General features: G+C 72.6%; 14 protein-coding genes and 1 pseudogene. 10 read left to right on the top strand and 5 right to left on the bottom strand.

Annotated features, from left to right (window positions below; all coding sequences use genetic code 11):
* Nucleotides 1-133 precede the first annotated feature (133 nt).
* The 6 genes and pseudogenes from J2S41_RS32495 to J2S41_RS32470 all read left to right on the top strand — a co-directional run bounded on the left by J2S41_RS32495 (nt 134) and on the right by J2S41_RS32470 (nt 5,530).
* On the top strand, nt 134-844 hold the full coding sequence (locus J2S41_RS32495) for a hypothetical protein (RefSeq protein ID WP_310373728.1): 711 nt from the start codon (nt 134-136) through the stop codon (nt 842-844).
* A 49-nt stretch (nt 845-893) separates the two neighbouring features.
* Entirely contained in the window at nt 894-1,193 is a 300-nt protein-coding gene (locus J2S41_RS32490) for a DUF4229 domain-containing protein (protein WP_310373726.1), read from the top strand.
* Nucleotides 1,194-1,305: 112 nt separating this feature from the next.
* Nucleotides 1,306-2,616, top strand: a pseudogene (locus J2S41_RS32485) (M14 family metallopeptidase); the annotation flags it as partial.
* Between the two features lie 216 nt (nt 2,617-2,832).
* Nucleotides 2,833-3,759 (top strand): ABC transporter substrate-binding protein, encoded by a 927-nt coding sequence (locus J2S41_RS32480; RefSeq protein ID WP_310373724.1) that lies wholly within the window; start codon nt 2,833-2,835, stop codon nt 3,757-3,759.
* Nucleotides 3,693-4,772: a FecCD family ABC transporter permease gene (locus J2S41_RS32475; protein ID WP_374728290.1), complete on the top strand. Its 1,080-nt coding sequence runs from the start codon at nt 3,693-3,695 to the stop codon at nt 4,770-4,772. The genes J2S41_RS32480 and J2S41_RS32475 overlap by 67 nt, the downstream gene beginning before the upstream one ends.
* Nucleotides 4,772-5,530: an ABC transporter ATP-binding protein gene (locus tag J2S41_RS32470; RefSeq protein ID WP_310376684.1), complete on the top strand. Its 759-nt coding sequence runs from the start codon at nt 4,772-4,774 to the stop codon at nt 5,528-5,530. Before J2S41_RS32475 ends, J2S41_RS32470 begins: the two co-directional genes overlap by 1 nt.
* Before the next feature lie 2 nt (nt 5,531-5,532).
* On the opposite strand, the gene J2S41_RS32465 is transcribed toward J2S41_RS32470, so the two are convergent.
* Both J2S41_RS32465 and J2S41_RS32460 read right to left on the bottom strand, forming a co-directional pair.
* The gene (locus J2S41_RS32465) at nt 5,533-6,255 is read right to left on the bottom strand and encodes a VOC family protein (protein ID WP_310373720.1); all 723 of its coding nucleotides are present in this window, start codon (nt 6,253-6,255) and stop codon (nt 5,533-5,535) included.
* A 53-nt stretch (nt 6,256-6,308) separates the two neighbouring features.
* A complete protein-coding gene (locus J2S41_RS32460) occupies nt 6,309-7,565 on the bottom strand; it encodes a hypothetical protein (protein WP_310373717.1) in 1,257 nt (418 codons plus the stop codon).
* 86 nt (nt 7,566-7,651) lie between these two features.
* Here J2S41_RS32460 and J2S41_RS32455 point away from each other — a divergent pair, with 86 nt between their 5' ends.
* On the top strand, nt 7,652-8,833 hold the full coding sequence (locus J2S41_RS32455; protein WP_310373716.1) for an NAD(P)/FAD-dependent oxidoreductase: 1,182 nt from the start codon (nt 7,652-7,654) through the stop codon (nt 8,831-8,833).
* A 48-nt stretch (nt 8,834-8,881) separates the two neighbouring features.
* Here J2S41_RS32455 and J2S41_RS32450 read toward each other — a convergent pair whose 3' ends face one another.
* The 3 genes from J2S41_RS32450 to J2S41_RS32440 form a co-directional block, all read right to left on the bottom strand.
* The gene (locus J2S41_RS32450; protein ID WP_310373715.1) at nt 8,882-9,685 is read right to left on the bottom strand and encodes a CPBP family intramembrane glutamic endopeptidase; all 804 of its coding nucleotides are present in this window, start codon (nt 9,683-9,685) and stop codon (nt 8,882-8,884) included.
* A gap of 175 nt (nt 9,686-9,860) precedes the next feature.
* A complete protein-coding gene (locus J2S41_RS32445; RefSeq protein ID WP_310373714.1) occupies nt 9,861-11,657 on the bottom strand; it encodes a glycoside hydrolase family 15 protein in 1,797 nt (598 codons plus the stop codon).
* A 39-nt stretch (nt 11,658-11,696) separates the two neighbouring features.
* Entirely contained in the window at nt 11,697-13,598 is a 1,902-nt protein-coding gene (locus tag J2S41_RS32440) for a HelD family protein (RefSeq protein ID WP_310373713.1), read from the bottom strand.
* Between the two features lie 314 nt (nt 13,599-13,912).
* Here J2S41_RS32440 and J2S41_RS32435 point away from each other — a divergent pair, with 314 nt between their 5' ends.
* The 3 genes from J2S41_RS32435 (at nt 13,913) to J2S41_RS32425 (ending at nt 17,058) form a co-directional block, all read left to right on the top strand.
* Nucleotides 13,913-14,506, top strand: a complete 594-nt coding sequence (locus J2S41_RS32435) for an ArsR/SmtB family transcription factor (RefSeq protein WP_310373711.1) — start codon at nt 13,913-13,915, stop codon at nt 14,504-14,506.
* Between the two features lie 169 nt (nt 14,507-14,675).
* The gene (locus J2S41_RS32430; protein WP_310373709.1) at nt 14,676-15,863 is read left to right on the top strand and encodes an MFS transporter; all 1,188 of its coding nucleotides are present in this window, start codon (nt 14,676-14,678) and stop codon (nt 15,861-15,863) included.
* A gap of 109 nt (nt 15,864-15,972) precedes the next feature.
* Nucleotides 15,973-17,058: a hypothetical protein gene (locus J2S41_RS32425; RefSeq protein ID WP_310373707.1), complete on the top strand. Its 1,086-nt coding sequence runs from the start codon at nt 15,973-15,975 to the stop codon at nt 17,056-17,058.
* Nucleotides 17,059-17,362: the final 304 nt, after the last annotated feature.

Genomic DNA, 17,362 nt, shown 5'->3' with positions numbered 1-17,362 from the left:
CGATCCGAGGCTGTGAACTCCCTGAGATTCGAGCGATTTGGACGGATAAATCGGAAAGTGGAGACGGGTGGGCGGAAGTGAGTTCCGCTGCACTCGGCTGATCGTTCAGCTCCCGGCCACGTACGCTCTGAGCATGGATTCCGGGTGGAAAAGCGCGCTGGAGCAGAAGGTCTACGCCGGGGAGCGGCTCACGCGAGATGACGGAATCGTCCTGTTCGGTGGCGACGACCTCGCCTGGCTGGGCAGGTTGGCGCACCACCGCCGGACCGAGTCCTACGCCGACCGGGCGACGTTCGCCGCCGATCGTGCCATCGACGCGGGTGAAATCGCCTACGGGCGTGCCGCGGACCCCGCCGCGCACCTGGTGGACGCGGTGCTAAATCTCCGTGAAGATCTTCGGCCGTCCGCGCTCGTTCTGGTCAAAGAGGATGGTGCGCCCGCGGAGGCGCTGCGCACGTTCGCGGTCGCCCGCCTGCTGCTCGACCCGGCCGTGCACCTGACCGCCGACTACGCCTCGCACGGTCCCGCGCTGGTCCAGTTGCTGCTGAACTACGGCGCCGACGACCTCAGTGGCGTGCCCACCCAAGCCGAAGCCGAAGCCGACGACGAAGCCGAAGCGGGCCGGACCGGCGACGCCGGTGAGAAGGGCCGCCCGGAGCAGCGCTGGCGCCACGCGGACCGGCGCGCCGTCGAGCTGGACGCCGCCCGCGAACTGCTGGAGCTGATCTGGGACGCCGGGCTGCGGCCGGTCGAGCGGGACGCGTCGTTCGGGGCGATCCACGAGCACGACGCGCCGGTCCCGCTGGCCGATCGCCGGGCCGTACCGCAGAAGGTCTGGGCCTGACGGCGTACCCTCTGATGGTTGTGGTTCTCGGCTGAAGAGGTGAGGCGCTGTGGCCGCGATCAAGTACACGGCCGGCCGGATCGGTCTCTTCGCGGCGTTCTTCGCGGCGATGTGGTTCGTCGACACGGACATCTTCATCAAGCTGATCGTGGCGCTGCTGCTCTCGGCCGTCGCCTCGTTCTTCCTGCTCGGCGCGTGGCGTGACCAGATGGCCAACGACCTGGCCGCGCGCGCGGACCGGCGGAAGGCGGAGCGGGCCCGGCTGCGCGCCGCCCTGGCCGGCGAGGACGAGCCGGAGGGTGAGCCGGCGGGCACGGCGGACGAGCGGGAAGCCGCCGACAAGAACTGAACCATGTCACCGGCGGGATGATCGCTTTGGGATATCGAAGCGTATTGAGACGATCACGCTTCGGGTGATGGAGTGACACGACCCAACCTCCCCACCCCCAGGAGGCTCACCCGTGTCCACATCCCGTTTCCGCCTCGCCGTGGCGGCCGCCGCCGCGCTGGCACTGGTGGTCACCGCGACCGGGCCCGCGTCCGCGCGCCCGGCCGAGTCCGGGGCGTCCGTCGCCGCCGGTGACACCGGGCAGTACACCGTGCTCGGCGTGCGTACGCAGGAGGCACGCACCGCCGTCGCCGGCACCGGCGCCGCGATCGACGCCGTCCAGGAGCACGGCGTGCTCACCGTCTCCGCCACCGCGGACGAGCTGAAGGCGATCCGCGCGCTCGGCTTCCAGGTCCAGCCGGCGCAGCCGTCGGGCGCGGCGAGCGACTTCGGCACACTGGACTTCCCGCCGGCCGACTCGGCCTACCACAACTACGCGGAGCTCACCGCGGTGATCAACCAGGTGGTCTCCGATCACCCGTCGATCGCGCGCAAGAGCAGCATCGGCCGTTCCTACGAGGGCCGTGACCTGCCGGTCATCAAGATCTCGGACAACGTGGCCACGGACGAGAGCGAACCCGAGATCCTGTTCAACCACCAGCAGCACGCGCGTGAGCACCTGACCGTCGAGATGGCGATCTACCTGCTCAACCTGTTCACCGACAACTACGGCACGGACACGCGGATCACGAACATCGTGAACTCGCGCGAGATCTGGATCGTGCCGACCGTCAACCCGGACGGCAGCGAGTACGACATCGCCACCGGCTCGTACCGCTCATGGCGCAAGAACCGGCAGCCGAACAGCGGCTCCACCGCGGTCGGCACCGACCTGAACCGGAACTGGAGCTACAACTGGGGCTGCTGCGGCGGCTCGTCCGGCACGCCGTCGTCGCTGACCTACCGCGGCCCGTCCGCGTTCTCCGCGCCGGAGACGCGCGCGCTGCGCGACTTCGTCAACAGCCGGGTGGTCGGCGGCGTCCAGCAGATCAAGACCAACATCGACTGGCACACGTACTCGGAGCTGGTGCTCTGGCCGTACGGCTACACCACGGCGAACACCGCGACCGGCATGAACGCGGACCAGTACAACACGTTCGCGACGCTCGGCACGCAGCTGGCGAACCTCAACGGGTACACGCCGCAGCAGTCCAGCGACCTCTACATCACGGACGGCGACAGCATCGACTGGATGTGGGGCACGCACAAGATCTTCGCCTACACGTTCGAGATGTACCCGGGCTCGAGCGGTAGCGGCGGCGGCTTCTACCCGCCCGACGAGGTCATCCCGGCGCAGACCGCGATCAACCGGACCGCGGTGCTGCTGCTGGCGGAGTACAGCGACTGCCCGTACCGGGTGATCGGCAAGCAGGCCACGTACTGCTAGTTCCCGGTCACAGTTGACGCAGGTCCCGGTCGATCGGCCGGGACCTGCACTAGCGTCTGGGGTAGGAACCGTTCCCGCAGCGAAGTCCGGTGCGAATCCGGCGCTGTCCCGCAACTGTGAAAGCCAGGTCGCCTGCGGAGCACGGTTGCGATCAACGCCCTCGCGGATCGGGGCGCGTCGCGCGATGCGTGCCGATCCGCCGTCGAACCGGAGGTGGCCGTGGCGCGCGGACGTCGTACCCTCGCTGTGATCCTTGCTCTTCTGACCCTCGGCGGATGTGCCGCCGAGGACGAACCGGCGGCCCCCGCGGCCTCGGCGAGCGCGGCCTATCCGGTCTCGGCCGGCGGCGTCACGCTCGACCGGCGGCCGGAGCGGATCGTCTCGCTGTCGCCGACCGCCACCGAGACGCTGTTCGCGATCGGCGCCGGGCCGCAGGTGGTGGCCGTCGACGACCAGTCCGACTTCCCGGCCGGCGTGCCGGTCACCGATCTGTCCGGCTTCCAGCCCAACGCGGAGGCGATCGCCGCGCGCACGCCGGACCTGGTGGTGATCGCCAACGACATCAACGACATCGTGCGGTCGCTGACCGAGCTGAAGATCCCGGTGTACACGGCCGCGGCGCCGGCCACGCTGGACGACGGCTTCCGCCAGTGGCGTGAGCTGGGCGCGCTGACCGGCCACGCGGCCGAGGCGGCGGACCTGGCCACCCGCACCGGCGCCGAGATCGACAAGCTGGTCGCCGGCCTGCCCGCCCGGGAGCGCCCGCTGACCTACTACTACGAGCTGGGCCCGGAGCTGTACTCCGCCACCTCCACCACGTTCGTCGGCGCGCTGCTCGGCCGGGCCGGGCTGGCCAACGTGGCCGACCCGGCGGACAGCGCCGGCGCCGCGGGCGGATATCCGCAGCTCAACCAGGAGTTCCTGGTGAAGGCGAACCCCGACCTGATCTTCCTGGCCGACGTCACCTGCTGCGCGCAGAGCGCGGAGACCGTCGCGGCCCGGCCCGGGTGGAACACGATGACGGCCGTGCGCGAGCGGCGGATCGTGCCGCTCGACGACGACGTCGCGTCCCGCTGGGGCCCGCGCGTCGTCGACCTGGTCCGCGCGGTCACGGACGCGGTGGCCAAGGTCCCGGCGTGAGGCGGGTGCGGCCACTGTGGTGGCTGGCCGGCCTGCTCGCGGTGATCGCCGCGGGCGTGGCCGGCCTCGCGTTCGGGCCGGTCCCGCTGCCGCCGCTCGCGGTCGCGGCCGAGCTGCTGGACCAGATCCCGGGGGTACGGCTGGAGTCCGGTTTGGACGAGCGGGAGGCCGCGGTGCTGCTGCGGCTGCGGCTGCCGCGGGTGGCGCTCGGCCTGCTCGCCGGCGCGATGCTGGCCCTGGCCGGCGCGGCCTACCAGGGCGTGTTCCGCAACCCGCTGGCCGACCCGTACCTGCTGGGCGTGGCGGCCGGCGCCGGGCTGGCCGCCACCGCGGTGATCGCGCTGAACGCGCCGCGCGTGCTGCTGCCGTCCGCCGCGTTCGCCGGCGCGCTGGCCGCGATCGCGCTGACGTACCTGCTCGGCGGCGCGGGCGGCCGGGAGCGGTCACCGGCCGCGCTGATCCTGTCCGGCGTCGCGGTCGCCGCGTTCCTGCAGGCCGGCCAGGTCTGGCTGATGCAGCGGTACGCGGACGACCTGCGCGAGATCTACTCCTGGCTGTTCGGCCGGCTGGCCACCGGCGGCTGGTCGGACGTGCGGCTGCTGCTGCCGTACGCGCTGATCACCGCGGTCGTGGTGCTGCTGCACCGGCGCGAGCTGGACGTGCTGACGCTCGGCGACGAGGAGGCGGCCGGACTCGGCCTGCACCCGCGGCGCTCCCGGCTGATCCTGATCGCGGCCGCGTCGCTCGGCACCGCGGCGGCGGTCTCCGTCTCCGGCCTGATCGGCTTCGTCGGCGTGATCGTGCCGCACACGGTCCGGCTGCTGGCGGGCGCGTCGTACCGGGCGATCCTGCCGCTCTCCATGCTGTTCGGCGCCGCATTCCTGACCTCGGCCGACCTGATCGCGCGCACCGCCGCCGCGCCGGCCGAGGTGCCGATCGGCGTGATCACCGCGCTGTTCGGCGCGCCGTTCTTCGTGCTGGTGCTGCGCACCCACCGGCCGGTGACGCTGTGATCGCGGTCCGGGATCTCCGGGTGTCGCTCGGCGGCGTCACCGTGCTGGACGGCGTCGACCTCGACGTGGCGGCCGGCGAGTGGGTCACCGTGATCGGGCCGAACGGCGCGGGCAAGTCCACGTTGCTGCGCGCGCTGACCGGGCGGACGCCCTACGCCGGTCGCGTGTCGCTGCGCGGCGACGACCTCGGCGCGCTGCGGCGGCGGGAGCGGGCCCGGCGGGTGGCCATGGTCGCGCAGAGCCCGGCGGTGCCGCCCGGCATGACCGTCCGGGAGTACGTGCTGCTCGGGCGCACGCCGTACGTGCCGCCGCTGGGCCGGGAGTCCGCCGCCGACCTGGCCGCGGCGGACGAGGAGATCCGCAGCCTGCACCTCGCCGCGTTCGCGGACCGGCCGCTGACCACGCTCTCCGGCGGCGAGCGGCAGCGCGCGTTCCTGGCCCGCGCGCTCGCCCAGCGGGCGCCGCTGCTGCTGCTCGACGAGCCGACCAGCGCGCTCGACATCGGACACCAGCAGGACGTGCTCGACCTGGTCGACCGGCTGCGCCGGGACCGCGGGCTGACCGTGCTCGCCACCATGCACGACCTGTCGATCGCGGGCGGCTACGCGGACCGGATGGTGCTGCTCGCGGCCGGCCGGGTGGTGGCCGCCGGGACGCCGGCCGAGGTGCTCACCGAGCGGTTGCTGGCCACCCACTACCGCGCGCGCGTCCGCGTGCTGCCCGGCGAGCACGGCCCGCTGGTGGTCCCGGTCCGCTGACGTCAGCCCTGGAAGATCGAGAAGAACGCGCCCTGCGGGTCGTTGAGCGTGGCGAACCGGCCCCACGGGATGTCGGTCGGCTGGACCGCGACGGTCGCGCCCAGCCGGATCGCGCGCTCGGTGCTCGCGTCGCAGTCGGCGACGCCGAAGTACACCATCCAGCGGGCCGGTGCCGGCGCGTCGATCGGCACCAGCCCGCCGATCTGGCGCCCGGCCGACTGCCAGGTGCGGTAGTCGCCCGGGTTCGCGGTCCAGCCGAAGACGTCGCCGTAGAACCGCTGCGCGCCCTCCGCGTCCGGCGTGGACAACTCGTTCCAGGTCAGCGCGCCGGGCGCGTTGAACACGGCCGCGCCGGGCAGGTCGCCGGGCTGCCAGACGGAGAACTCCGCGCCGGCCGGGTCCAGGAACGCGGCGGTCCGGCCCAGCGTCAGCACGTCGTACGGCGGCTTCTCCACCGTGCCGCCGGCCGCGGCCACCCGGCGCGCGGACTCGTCGGCGTCGTCGGTGAGCAGGTAGGTGCACCACTCGTTCTGGTCGTCGAGGCCCCGCACCGGGCCGACGCCCGCGACCGGCTCGTCGCCCAGCGAGAACAGCGCGTATCCGTTACCGCCCGGCACCTGCGCGGCGGTCCAGCCGAACAGCAGGCCGTAGAAGCGGACCGCGTCCGCCACGTCGGGAGTGCCCAGATCTGCCCAGACGGGCGTGCCGTGCCCAAAATCGGTCATCTCCGCATGCTACGAAGGGGCCCGCGCCCGCGGGGCCCCTTCGCGGCGCGGACTCAGTTCAGCAGGTGGGCGTAGCGGTCCGGCGGGCCGCTCCAGGCGACCTCGGAGTCGAGCAGGACCGCCCAGTCCGGGCGCCACTGCGGCGACCGGTGCGTCATCTCCGCGTTCAGCTGGTCCAGCCACGGGCCGGTGATGCCGTCGTACTCCCACCACTGCGGCCACGAGTCCCAGCGCCGGTCCACGTGGAAGTCGTGCGCGGTCGTCTCCAGCCGCAGGAACAGCCACCGGCCCCGGCCGCCGGAGTCCTCGGCCGTCCACAGCGCCCGGGCCAGGTCGCTGGCCTCCCGGTACGGCGTCCACGAGTTCTCACCCTCGCGGAGCGCGGGCGGGAACTCGCCCGGCTGCTCGCTGGAGCCGTCGATCTCGAGCTGGAACAGCACCGAGCAGCGGCCGTCCCGGTGCGGCGCACGGGACCGCGCCCAACCGACCAGCGCGGTCAGCTCCGGCGAGGCCGGATAGGTCAGGTCGTGCGGGCGGCCCAGCTCGGGGGCCTGCCGCATCGCGGACCAGACCAGCTGCTGGTGCTGTTCCTCGCTGAGCCGGCGGACGCGACGGCGGGCCGGCCGGGCGGGCGCGGCGGGTACGAACGGCGCGCTGCTGCCCGGGGTGCCACCGCCCTGCGCGGCCGCGGCCACGCCGGCGCGCGGGTCGGGCCGGACCGCGGTGACCCGGCCGAGCAGGTTCCACAGCACCGTCTCGTCCACCGATCGGGCGTACGCGGCGGCCAGCAGCCGGTCCGCGGCGGCGTCCACGTCCGCGCGCTCGCGCACGGAGTCGGCCGGTCCGTGCCGGCCCCACTCGAAGACGATCTCGCGTAGCGCCAGCAGCGCCTGCTCGTCGTCGATCACCTCGCGGACCGTGGCGAGCAGGCCGTCGTCGCCCAGGTCGTGCGGGTACGCGACGCGGTGCCAGGCCCGGTCGTACCAGTAGACGTACCCCAACTGGTCGACGTTGGTGGCCGCGGTCAGGTCCGTCCAGGGCAGCCACTCCGGCGCGCCGGCCAGCAGGTCGACCGGCGGGCTGTAGTCCACGGTTCGGCTGTACTCGTGGTCGTATCCGAAGAGCACCGCCCGGTCACCGTCGATCAACATCAACCGGGCGTAGTTGCCACCGTGATCGTCGTGGTGCGCGCCGGCACCGTCGATCCAGTACACGTCCCGGTATCCGATCGTCGCGAGCGCGGCCGCCTGCGCGACCCACCGCGCCCACAGCTGCGGGGGCGCGTCGAGGTCAACAGTGGTGATCTCCATGTGTACAAAGGTGCCACGGAACATCGGCCGAACGGACGGCCGGGCACCTCGTTGACGCACAGGTCGCGGTCGACCACCGTGGGATCATGTATGACGCGATCGTCGTCGGCGCGCGCACCGCGGGCTCGCCGACCGCCATGTTGCTGGCCCGTCAGGGGCACAGCGTCCTGCTCCTGGACAAGGCCACTTTTCCCAGCGACACCCTGTCGACGCACCTCATGCACGTTCCCGCGATGGCCGCGCTCGAGCGGTGGGGCCTGCACGACGCGGTGGTCGCCACCGGCGCGCCACCGCACACCACGTTCACCATGGACTTCGGCCCGTTCGCGATCGTCGGCCAGCCGCCGCCGTTCGAGGGCGCGGTCTCGCCCTACTGCGTGCGGCGGACGCAGCTGGACCGGATTCTCCTCGACGCGGCGCGCGAGGCCGGCGCGGAGGTGCGCACCGGCGTCGCCGTGGACGAGATCCTGATCGAGGACGGTACGGTCACCGGCGTGCGGACCCGGGACGGCGCGGTCGAGCGGGCGCGCATCGTGATCGGCGCGGACGGCCTGCACTCCACGGTGGCCAAGGCGGTCGACGCGAAGGTCTACGCGGAGACCCCGGCGCTGACCGCGGGCTACTACGCGTACTACACCGGCGTCTCGCGGGACGGCGCGGAGATCTACAACCTCGGCGACCGTACGGTGGTGATCTTCCCGACCAACGACGGGACGGCCGTGGTGTTCGTCGCCTGCCCGATCGCGGACTTCCACGAGTTCCGGACGGATGTGGAGGGCAACTTCGCGGCCGCGATCGCGCGGGTGCCGGACGTGGCCGCGCGGGTCGCGAACGGCGAGCGCACCGAGCGGATCCGCGGTACCGCGGACGTGCCGAACTTCTTCCGCGCCGCGTTCGGCGACGGCTGGGCGCTGGTCGGCGACGCCGGCTACCACAAGGACCCGTGCATGGCCGCCGGGATCATGGACGCGTTCCTGTCCGCGGAGTGGCTGGCCGCGGCCGTGCACGCCGGGCTGGCCGGGCAGCGGCCGATGGCGGACGCGCTCGCGGAGTACCAGGCCACGCGGGACGAGCGCTTCCTGCCGTACCTGCGGATGACCGTGGGTCTGGCCTCGATGGAACCGCCGCCGCCGGAGCAGGCCGCGCTGTTCGCGAAGATCGCGTCCGACCCGGCGGAGAGCACGCGTTTCTTCGGCGCGCTGCAGGGCAGCACGCCGATCGACGAGTACCTGTCCCCGGAGAACATCGGCCGGATCATGTCGTCCTGAGCCGAGGGAACGCCGGCCGTGAGGCCGGCGTTCCCCCGCACCGCCCGATCACTCGGGGCGGGCCCGCAGCCGGCCGGTCAGCGTGCCGGTGCGGAACCGGCCGGCCCGGTGGGCCCGGCGCAGCAGCAGGATCGCGGGCACCGTGCAGACCAGCATCGCGATCAGGCTGGCCTCCGGGCCGAACGTGCCGCCGGTCAGCGCGGTCTTCGAGGTGTGCAGCGCCAGGTGCAGCAGGCCGCTGTCGCCACTCTCGGCGCCGGAGACCGGGGCGCCGAACACGCCCGACTGGGTGGCGTTCCAGGCGAAATGCAGGCCGATCGGCAGCCACAGCGAGCGGGTCAGCAGGAAGCAGGCCGCGGTCAGCGTGCCGCCCTCCAGCGCGATCGCCACCGCGCCCCACGGCGTGGCGTGCTCGTTGACCAGGTGCATCGCGCCGAAGAACAGCGAGGACGCGAGCACCGCGATAACCGTGCCGGCCCGCTCCTCCAGAATCCGGTACACGACGCCGCGGAACAGCAGCTCCTCGCTGACGGCGACGCTCGCCATCAGGCCCAGCGTCACCAGGAACGCACCGAACGAATGCCAGGAGACGCTCGCCCAGCCGCCGAACATTCCGATCAGGAGAATGGTCGCGGTGAACAGCCCGGCGCCGAGCAGAATGCCGCGGAAAAGGCCCGGCCACATGTTTCTCAGCGACACCTCGTCCGCCTCCCGGCCCTCGACCCGGCGGGTCAGCCAGACGTATGCGGCGATCGCGGCGGCACTGGTCAAGGCACCCGCAACCAGTGCGATCAGCGGGTTGACGGACGCCAGGCCGTTGATGCCCCGCGACGCCACGAGCACGAGCAACATCGTGCCGAAGAGAATCGGAAAACGGAATCGCCTGAGCTGGTCCTGCTGAATGGTGAACATCGGCCCGATCCCTTTCGGTCGTTCGCCCGTCTCGACGTGAACGACTTTATGGATCGGGCCGAGTCACCCCATCCCCGTGCGGGGATCAATTCCGGTTCCCCCGCACGGGGGACCGCTACCGGTCCAGTGCGGCGTCCAGGTTCACCGCGGCGGAGATCAGTGCCAGGTGGGTGAACGCCTGCGGGAAGTTGCCGAGCTGCTCGCCGGACGGGCCGATCTCCTCGGCGAACAGGCCCACGTGGTTGGCGTAGGTCAACATCTTCTCGAAGATCATCCGGGCCTCGCGCACGCGGCCGGCCCGGGTGAGCGCCTCCACGTACCAGAACGAGCAGAGGTTGAACGTGCCCTCCTGGCCGGCGAGCCCGTCGTGGCCGGTGTGCGCGTACCGGTGGACCAGGCTGTCCGAGGCCAGCTCCGACGAGATCCGGTCCAACGTGGACAGGAAGCGGGGGTCGGTCGGACCGGAGAACTTCACCAGCGGCATGACCAGCAGCGACGCGTCCAGCAGCTTGCTGCCCGGGTGCATCACGTACGCGCCGATCTCCCGGTCCCAGCAGGAGTCCTGTACGAACCGGTACGCCGCGTTGCCCAGCTTGCGCCACCGCTCGATCGGCGCCGGGAGGCCGCGGTCCCGGGCCAGCCGGCACGCCCGGTCGTACGCCACCCAGGTCATCAGGGCGGAATAGGTGAACCGCTGCCGGGGCCCGCGAATCTCCCAGATGCCCTCGTCCGGCTCCTCCCAGTGCTTGGACAGCCAGGCGAGCCGCTTGGACAGGTGGGTCCACAGGTCGTACGAGATCGGCACCTCCCGGTTGTAGAGGTAGACCGAGTCCATCAGCTCGCCGTACACGTCGATCTGCCGCTGGCTGACCGCGTTGTTACCGACCCGGACCGGCGCTGACCCGCGATAGCCCTCCAGGTGGCCGAGCTCGAACTCGGGGATCTCCGGGCTGCCGTCCACCGCATACATGATCATGAGGTCCTTGTCGCGGTCCGCCTCCTCGCACCGCTTCTGCACCCAGTCCATGAACGCGGCCGCCTCTTCCAGGAAGCCCAGCCGCATCAGCGCGTAGATGGTGAACGCGGCGTCCCGCAGCCACGCGTACCGGTAGTCCCAGTTGCGGATGCCGCCCAGTTCCTCCGGCAGCGACGTGGTCGGCGCCGCGATCAGCGCGCCGGTCGGGTGGTAGACCAGCAGCTTGAGCGCGAGCGCGGAGCGCTGCACGGTCTCCCGCCAGCGCCCCCGATACGTGCACTGACTCAGCCACCGCTGCCAGAAGTCCGAGGTGCGGACGAACAGGTCCTCGTTCTCGCCGTCGATCAGCGGGCGCACCTCGCCCTTCCACTCCAACTGGATCTCCACGGTCTCGCCCTCGTCCAGCGTGAACGTGGCGCCGACACCGTTCTCCTCGATCTTCAGCGGCACGCTGGTGCGCAGCACGAACCGGCCGGCCGCGGAGGTGAAGACCGCGCCGACGCCGGCGACGAGCTCGACCGTGTGCGACACGCGGCCGTAGTCGAACGCCGGATGGCAGGCCAGCTCGAACGTGGCCCGGCCGCGGACCGCGCGCGCCCGCCGTACCAGCAGGTCGCGCGCGGCCGCGGTCTCCGACGTCTCCGGCACCATGAAGTCGATGACCTCGCCGACCGCCTCCGCGCCGACGAACCGGGTCACCAGGATGTTCGTCTCGGGTAGATAGAGCTGCTTCGGGCGGGCCGAGGCTCGGCTGTGGATGGAGAAGTAGCCGCCCTTGCCGGAGTCGAGCAACGCGGCGAAGAGTGACGGCGAGTCGAACCGGGCGGGGCAGTACCAGTCGATGGTCCCGTCCGTGCCCACCAGCGCCACGGTGCGCAGGTCGCCGACGATGCCGTGCTCCTCAATCGGGAGATAGCCGTTGCGGGGGAGTGTCATGTCCGTCCTCTCGCTGGGGCTCGCTCCCTAAACCATGGCTCAGGTCAGCGGCCCCGGCAGCGGAACCGCGTGAATGACCGTGAGTCTCGACACGGCCCGGGTGAGCACGACATAGAGCCTGTTCAATCCGCGTGGCTCGGCGTCGACGATCTCCGCCGGCTCGACCACGATCACGTGGTCGTACTCGAGTCCCTTGACGATCGAGGCCGGGACGATCTCGACCCGCTCGTGCTCGCCCAGCGCCTTGCCCAGCCGCTCGACCGCGGCGTCCGCCGCGATCACCGCCACGGACCCCTCGTGCTCCAGTGCCACACGCACCGCACGCCGCGTCTCCTCTTCGAGATCATCCGTCGCGCGTACGTCCAGCCACCCGTCCCGGCGCAGCGACTCGGCCGGCGGCACGTTCACCGCGAGGCTCGGCAGCAGCCGGTTGGCCAGCTCCACCACCGCGGCCGGCACCCGGAAGCCGACGGTCAGCGGCACCACCGGCGCGCCCGGCTTGCCCAGGTGGCGCAGCGACTCCGCCCAGTCCGTGGACGCCCACGGGGCGGTGCCCTGCGCCAGGTCGCCGAGCAGCGTGATCGAGCCGTGCTCGGTGCGGCGCGCGATCGCGCGGCACTGCATCGGGGACAGGTCCTGTGCCTCGTCCAGCACCACGTGCCCGAAGCTGGGCATGCGGTCCAGCAGCCCGGCGATCTCGTCCAGCAGGACCACGTCCGCGCCGGTCCACCTGGTGGCCCGGGCGGTCCGCGCGGCCGGCCGCTTCATGAGCAGTTCCCGCTCCTCGTCGGTGAGCAGGCCGTCGGCGCTCTCCCGCAGCGCGTCACGGTCGCTGAACAGCCGATACAGCACGCCCTCCGGCGTCAGCGCGGGCCAGACCGCGTCCAGGAAATCGGTGACCGGCTTCGCCTTCGCCATCCGCCGCTGCCACGCCTCGGACGGCGAGTCGCCCCGGCGCGCCTCCGACTGCCGCAGCAGCAGCGACACCACCCGGGCCCGGACCCGCTCGCGGCCCACCGCGTACGGCAGGCCCTCGCGCCGCGCCTCGTCCACCACCCGGCGCAGCGGCTCCTCGCCGATCCGCCACCGGTACGACCCGTCCGGCACCGTCATCGGCTCCACCGGCTTCCCGACGTGCGACCAGACCGCGCGGCGCAGCACCTCCGCCATCCGCGCGTCGTGCTTGACCACCGCCGCGGGCGTGGCGTCCTCGGCGCGGACCGGCACCCGCGCGATCAGGTCCTCGACCGTGCTCTGCGCCACCTCCACCTCGCCCAGCGCCGGCAGCACCGCCGCGATGTAGCCGAGGAACGCCCGGTTCGGCCCGACGATCAGCACGCCGGACCGGCGCAGCCGCTCCCGGTGCAGGTACAGCAGGTAGGCGGCCCGGTGCAGGCCCACCGCGGTCTTGCCGGTGCCCGGCGCGCCCTGCACGCACAGCGAGTCGGCCACGTCCGCGCGGACCAGCTCGTCCTGCTCCGGCTGGATCGTGGCCACGATGTCGCGCATCGGGCCCACGCGCGGGCGCTCGATCTCCTGGGTCAGGATCTTCGACGCGGTGCCCAGCTCCTCGCCGCGGTCCAGGTGCTCGTCCTCGAACGACGTGATCACGCCCTCGACGAAGCCGAACCGCCGGCGTACCGCCACGCCCTGCGGGTCCTTCACCCCGGCCCGGTAGAACGACCGGGAGATCGGCGCCCGCCAGTCCAGCACCATCGGCTCGCCGGCCTCGTCCGTCACGTGCCGGCGCCCCACGTGGTAGCCGTGCCCCGCGTGCTCCCCGGCACCGAAGTCCAGCCGCCCGAAGAACAGCGGCGTGGCCGGGTCGTCGGCCAGCTCCAGCACCCGGCGCGCCATGTGCCGCCCGAGTTGCTCCGCCGTGTACGAGTCGCCGGCCACCTTGTCCCCGGTGGCGAACAGCGCCTCCGCGTGTTCCCGCATCCGCCGTAACGCCGCACGCGACGCCGTCAGATGGGCACGTTCGCTGTCCAGCTCAAATTCCAGATCCTCTGCGGGCACGCTGCATCCTCACGCAATCTCCGCTGCCTGATCGCTCGCGTCTCCGGCACACACCCCTCCAGGGCGCCCGGCGCGTGGGACGTCCGCTCCGGTGCCATCCACCGCGGCCGTCAAGCGGCCCACCACCTTACGCCCCCACCCACCCCCGCTCCACCGATTTACCGCCGAGGACGACCCGCGAGGTTCGTCGGGAGCGCGCGGCTGGGATGATCGGGGTGGTGGAGGGAGGGGTGCCGATGAGTGACGCGGAGCGGCGTGGGTCGCAGCGGGTGACGATCTCGGACCCGCGGGTCATGCGGGCGCTGGCGCACCCCGCGCGCCTGGCCATCATGGAACACCTGAGCTCGACCGGGGAGTCGGTCACCGCGACCTCGTGCGCGGAGGTGGCCGGGCTGTCGCCGAGCGCGACCAGTTACCACCTGCGCGCGCTGGCCAAGGCGGGCATGGTGGAGGAGGCGCCGAGCCGGGGCGACGGGCGGGAGCGGCTGTGGCGGGCGGCGATCCCGTCGTTCAGCATCGAGGCCGGTCAGGACGCGTCGGACGACACGCGGGCCGCGGAGATCGCGCTGATCGACACCTACCTGCAGCGCGACTTCGAGCGAATCCGGGCCTACGCGCAGACCGCCCACCTGGCGCCGCCGGAGTGGTACGACGTCGGCCAGCTCGGCAGCTTCGTCTGCACGATGACGCCGGACGAGGCGATCAAGCTCAACCAGTCGATCATGGAGCTGGTCGAGCCGTACCGCCGCCGCAGCCGTACCGACCCGCCGGCCGACGCCCGCACGGTCGTCATCCACTACGCCGCGACCCCGCAGGATCTCACCGACTGACCCCGGTCACGCGATCGCCGTTCATGTCGTGGACGGCCCGGGGTGGCATCGCGCGCACCCCTGCCCACGAAGTCCTCCAGCCGGCCCGGTATTGCACTGCCCAGATGTGAAGGATTATTTTCAAAGTATGTCTTTCATAAGTCGGGCGGGTGGGCGCGACGTATGGCTCGTGGCCGGGGCGCGTGGGCTGTCCGTGGCCGGTGACCTGCTGGCCGCGACCACGCTGGCGCTGACGTTGCAGTCCACCGGCGCCGGCGGATTCGCGGTGTCGGGGCTGCTGCTCGCGGGCGTGTCGCCGCTGGTGGTGCTGGCGCCGCTGACCGGGCGCCTGGTCGACCGGGTGGACAGCCGGCGGCTGCTGGCCGGCGTCGGCGTGGCGCAGGCGGGGGTGTGCGTGCTGCTGGCGTTCACGACCGCGCCGGCGGCGATCATCGCGCTGGTGGCGCTGATCGCCTGCGGGCTGGCGCTGACCCAGCCGACCCTCGCGGCGTTGCTGCCGGCCATGGTGAGCCGCGACGAGTTGCCCCGGGCCACCGCGCTCGCCCAGACGATGTCCTCGATCGGCGCGCTCGCCGCGCCGGTGCTGGCCGGCGTGCTGGCCGGACAGTTCGGCCCGCGCGTCCCGCTGATCGTCGACGCCGGGTTCTTCCTGGCGCTGGCCGCGGCCGGCCTGCTCATCCGCACGCGTCGCGCGGCGGCGGTGACCGGCGACGCGGCGGCGCGGGCCGCGGACACCACGCCGTTCCGCTACTGGCGTGACCCACTGCTCGGCGCGATCACGGTGGCCGTCGCGGGCGTGGTGCTCGGCGTGGGCGCGATCAACGTGGTGGCCGTCTTCTACCTCCGGGAGACGCTGCACGCCTCCACCACCGCGTACGGCGTCGTCGAGGGGCTCTGGGCGGCGGGACTGCTGGCCGGCACCTGGGCCACGGCCCGGCTGGTACGCCGCATGCGCGACGACGGCGCGCTGGTCTACGGCACGCTGGCCGCGCTGGCCGGCACCTGCCTGGCGATCGCGGCGATGGCGGCCGTCCCGGCGCTGCTCTGGGTCACCCCGCTGTACCTGCTCGGCGGCCTCTGCAACGGCGGGCTGAACGTGCAGCAGAACGTGCTGGTCGCGCGCCGCGTGCCGGCCGAGTCGCACGGGCGGGCGTTCGCGATCCTGGTCGGCTGGGTGCAGGGCGCGGGCCTGACCGGGTACGCGCTGGCCGGCTTCCTGCTCGAACTCCTGCCGCCGCGCACGCTGGTCCTCGCGCTCGGCGTCGCCGGCGTGAGCGTCGCCGCGCTGGTGGCGGTGCCGATCGTGCGTGCCGTGCGGCGCGAGCGCGCGACCGGGCCGGTGCTCGCCGCGGTCTGACACCCGTACCCAATTGTCGTGGTTATCGGGTCCTGAAACGGTGGTCGTCGATGGCCTGGCCGCGGGGGACGATCAGGCTCCGGGGCCGACGATCGGGGGCGGGTACCTGATGACCAGCAGACTGCGCACCACCGCCCGGGAGGACCTGATCACGGTCGTCCTGGCGTTCGTGCTCGTGGCCGGCGGCAACATGGACGGCTGGGCGCACTCCAACCTTTCGTCCAGTTTGGAATCCTTCTTCACGCCGTGGCACGGCATCCTCTACGCCGGGCTCGCCGGCACCGCGGGCTGGACGTTCTGGCTCGCCTACACGCGCCGCGCCGCCGCACCGCGCTGGTGGCGGGACGGCTGGCCGGCCGGGTACCGCGTCGGCGCGCTCGGCGCGCTCCTGTTCGCGGCCGGCGGCCTCGGCGACATGATCTGGCACGAGACGATCGGCATCGAGATCGGCCTGAACGCCCAGTTCAGCCCCAGCCACCTGCTCCTGGTCATCGGCGGGGTCCTGCTGGTCAGCAGCCCGCTTCGCGCCTGGTGGGCCGCGGGCGAGGGCGGCCTGCGCACGGTCACCGGCGTCATCTCGCTCGCGCTCACGCCCACGGTGACCACGATCCTGCTCAGCCACTCCAGCGCGTTCCTCAGCGACGCGCCCGTCCGCCCGTTCGACCCGGGCCTCGCCAACGGCGGTCTCGCCTCGCCCGCCGGCACGGTCGCGCTGCTCGGCGTCGACGCGTTCGTCTTCACCACGCCGGTGATCGCGATCCCGTTCCTGCTGGCCCACCGCCGCCGCCCCACGCTCGGCGCCGGCGCCGCGGTCACCGCCGGTACCGCGCTGTTCGGCATGTTCATGTTCGAGTTCCCGGCCCCGATGGCGTTCGCCTCGTTCACCGCGATCCTGGCCGCGCTGCTCGCCGACGTCATCGTCGTCTGGCTGGACGCGGTCCGCGGCCCACGCGCCGCCCTGCGCCTGCCGATCGCCGGCGCCATCCACGTCGGCCTGGTCTGGTCCGGCCTGCTCCTCGGCCTGCACCTCGACGCCGGCCTCCGCTGGCCGATCGAAATGATCACCGGCATCGTCGTGATCACCGCGGCCCTCGGCGCGCTCCTCGGTGGCCTGGCCGCACCCCCGGCGTCCCACCTCACGCCGGACCCGCAACGATCCGCCGCCGCGCCGGAGTCGGTGCCGAGCAAGACCTGACCGAACCTCACCGATTTACCCACTTCCGGCGTGGCCGAGTCACGGTGCTCCCGCGGGCAAACCGCGCGGCGTCTCCGCCGCCGCTCCGACGCCGCGACGGAGCCGGTCCCGCGGTGGCCGGCGCACGACCCCACGGCGGCGCCGGTTGGGCGGTGGACGGGCCGGGAGTGCGTGGCGCGGCGGTTTAGCGGCGGCCGGGTCAAGACCTCGCGACGGAGCCGATTCGTGGTGGCCGGGTGAGGACTGCGCGGTGGGCCGGTCTCGTGGTGGCCGGGTCGAGACTCCGTGGGTGCGCGGTGGCCGG

Origin of the sequence: Catenuloplanes atrovinosus (assembly GCF_031458235.1) — a bacterium.
GTDB lineage: Bacteria > Actinomycetota > Actinomycetes > Mycobacteriales > Micromonosporaceae > Catenuloplanes > Catenuloplanes atrovinosus.
The sequence above is the reverse complement of the archived record's forward strand: the minus strand, read 5'-3'. Positions and strand labels throughout refer to the sequence as shown.

What these genes read in the sequence shown, in the direction of transcription:
- J2S41_RS32495 (WP_310373728.1), top strand. Translation starts at nt 134, where the DNA reads ATGGATTCCGGGTGGAAAAGCGCGCTGGAGCAGAAGGTCTACGCCGGG.
- J2S41_RS32465 (WP_310373720.1), bottom strand. Translation starts at nt 6,255, where the DNA reads ATGACCGATTTTGGGCACGGCACGCCCGTCTGGGCAGATCTGGGCACT.
- J2S41_RS32460 (WP_310373717.1), bottom strand. Translation starts at nt 7,565, where the DNA reads ATGGAGATCACCACTGTTGACCTCGACGCGCCCCCGCAGCTGTGGGCG.
- J2S41_RS32455 (WP_310373716.1), top strand. Translation starts at nt 7,652, where the DNA reads ATGTATGACGCGATCGTCGTCGGCGCGCGCACCGCGGGCTCGCCGACC.
- J2S41_RS32450 (WP_310373715.1), bottom strand. Translation starts at nt 9,685, where the DNA reads ATGTTGCTCGTGCTCGTGGCGTCGCGGGGCATCAACGGCCTGGCGTCC.
- J2S41_RS32445 (WP_310373714.1), bottom strand. Translation starts at nt 11,657, where the DNA reads ATGACACTCCCCCGCAACGGCTATCTCCCGATTGAGGAGCACGGCATC.
- J2S41_RS32440 (WP_310373713.1), bottom strand. Translation starts at nt 13,598, where the DNA reads ATGCGGGAACACGCGGAGGCGCTGTTCGCCACCGGGGACAAGGTGGCC.
- J2S41_RS32435 (WP_310373711.1), top strand. Translation starts at nt 13,913, where the DNA reads ATGAGTGACGCGGAGCGGCGTGGGTCGCAGCGGGTGACGATCTCGGAC.
- J2S41_RS32425 (WP_310373707.1), top strand. Translation starts at nt 15,973, where the DNA reads ATGACCAGCAGACTGCGCACCACCGCCCGGGAGGACCTGATCACGGTC.